This window comes from Aminobacter sp. P4_H6_2 (assembly GCF_056400805.1).
Genome location: NZ_JBFUKO010000894.1, coordinates 1 through 1,645, shown reverse-complemented (window position 1 = coordinate 1,645; position 1,645 = coordinate 1). Strand labels below are relative to the sequence as shown.

The following is a 1,645-nucleotide window of genomic DNA, read 5'->3' as shown; positions in this document are numbered from 1 at the left end:
GATGATTGCTTGTCAACGTTACAGTGAGACGAGTTCCTATCGTAGATTCAGAGATCATTCTACGACACGGAGTCTCACAAGAGACATGCCGTCTCATTCGTTTATCTTTTTGATTGTTTTCATGCGCCCGCAGTGAAGCCCCTGATTTCTGGGACAATGCTCAACGGACTCGCGGGCGAAGATTGCTTGGGTTCAATCCGTAAAACGCCCGGAATGCGCGCTGAAAACTGCGTGAATATGAAAACCCACAGGTTTCCGCGATCACGTCAATACTTGTCGACACGGGGCCTGCTCTAAGCATTTCCTCGGCATGCTCTAGGCGGATTTTCCGTATCGCGTCCGCTACCGTGCGACCGCGGTCGGCGTAGGCGCGATATAAGGTGGCACGCGAAGCTCCAATGCCCTTGGCAATGCGATTTGCATCAAGATTGAAGTTCGAAAAATGCCGCTGAATATAGTCCTGCGCGGCATCATAAAGTTCCGCTCGTACGGAATCTGTCGACAAAACTCCCTGCGGCGCCACCGACATCCCCTTAAGGGTGTATAGCGCCAAGCGCGCAGTTTGATTGAGCAGAAAGTTGTTGTCCTCTTTGGTGAGAGTGGTCATCACCTGGGCTAGAAGCAACATCTGTTCCCTCAGGAACATGGCGACGTGAGACTCGACCATCGCCTCCGTCATAGTGTTGGCCGAAGGCATCGGACACCCCAGCGCGCCTTCTACAATCTCGCGTCGGAGCAACAGATGAACACCTCCGCGTTCYTCAAGACCAATGCTTGAATGGCTTGCAGCATTGTAGAGGAACAAGCCGGCCGCTCGGATCATCTGCGCTGCTTCGCCTCGATCTTGGCCCTTACAGAGATCCACAAGGTCTAGGTCGATGCAGTCGAAACTGACATCACCAGACCGTCGCCCTCGCGACCCTGTCTTGCGCCTATCATTTGGAAGTGCGCTTGCTTCGAAGGCGAAGGTCCTATCACCTTCGCTGGCTTCCCCCGTCGAGATATCGAGAAAAACAGCTGTGGGCGGATCACGACCGTTTTGCGATCTCCTAATATTCGACGTCGACGACCAGATGTCGTCAGTCCAATCCCAAGCGATGACACCGCATTCATGATCCATCTTGCTCTGTTCGGAGCCCGGCACACTCGAACGACGTCAAATTGCCGAAGACAGACCATTACAACGGGCGTGTTAGTGTCGAAACACCAGCTTATCATTGGATCGTGGTTAAAGTTTTATAACTCAAGGTTTATCCCCGTCAGCTCTCGCACCCCAACTCTGTCAATTACGACTCGCCTCTTGCATGAGAAAGTATCGGGCGCGGCGGCAGGTTAGCGGCGCGCCAACCCAACAGGTTTCTGCCGAATGAAAACTGCGCGCATCGAGTTTTAGCGTCAGGTCGCGCAGGAATATTTGTCGGGCGAGACGCTGCATGGATTGGCAAAGCGCCACGATACGCGATGCCAGATCCGTATCTGGGTCCGCAAATCCGCAAATACGAGGAAGGCACGTTTGACGATGATGCACAGGCCGCCGACCTGATCCCGGCCTGCCGGTCTTCTCCACAAGCTTACCCTGATGCGGTCGCATCGGCCAAAGCGAATTGACCTATCGAAGCGACATCGTGGTTCGCCTGTCTGGCGG

At 54.2% G+C, this 1,645-nt stretch carries 2 protein-coding genes; one reads left to right on the top strand and one right to left on the bottom strand.

Features of this window, described 5'->3' with window-relative positions:
* Positions 1–160 precede the first annotated feature (160 nt).
* Positions 161–1,120, bottom strand: a complete 960-nt coding sequence (locus AC1DUU_RS31420) for an AraC family transcriptional regulator (RefSeq protein ID WP_476787210.1) — start codon at positions 1,118–1,120, stop codon at positions 161–163.
* 341 nt (positions 1,121–1,461) lie between these two features.
* On the opposite strand from AC1DUU_RS31420, the gene AC1DUU_RS31415 reads away from it, so the two are divergent.
* Positions 1,462–1,608, top strand: coding sequence for a hypothetical protein (locus tag AC1DUU_RS31415; RefSeq protein WP_476787209.1), 147 nt, complete (start codon positions 1,462–1,464; stop codon positions 1,606–1,608).
* Positions 1,609–1,645: the final 37 nt, after the last annotated feature.

What these genes read in the sequence shown, in the direction of transcription:
- AC1DUU_RS31415 (WP_476787209.1), top strand. Translation starts at nt 1,462, where the DNA reads ATGCCAGATCCGTATCTGGGTCCGCAAATCCGCAAATACGAGGAAGGC.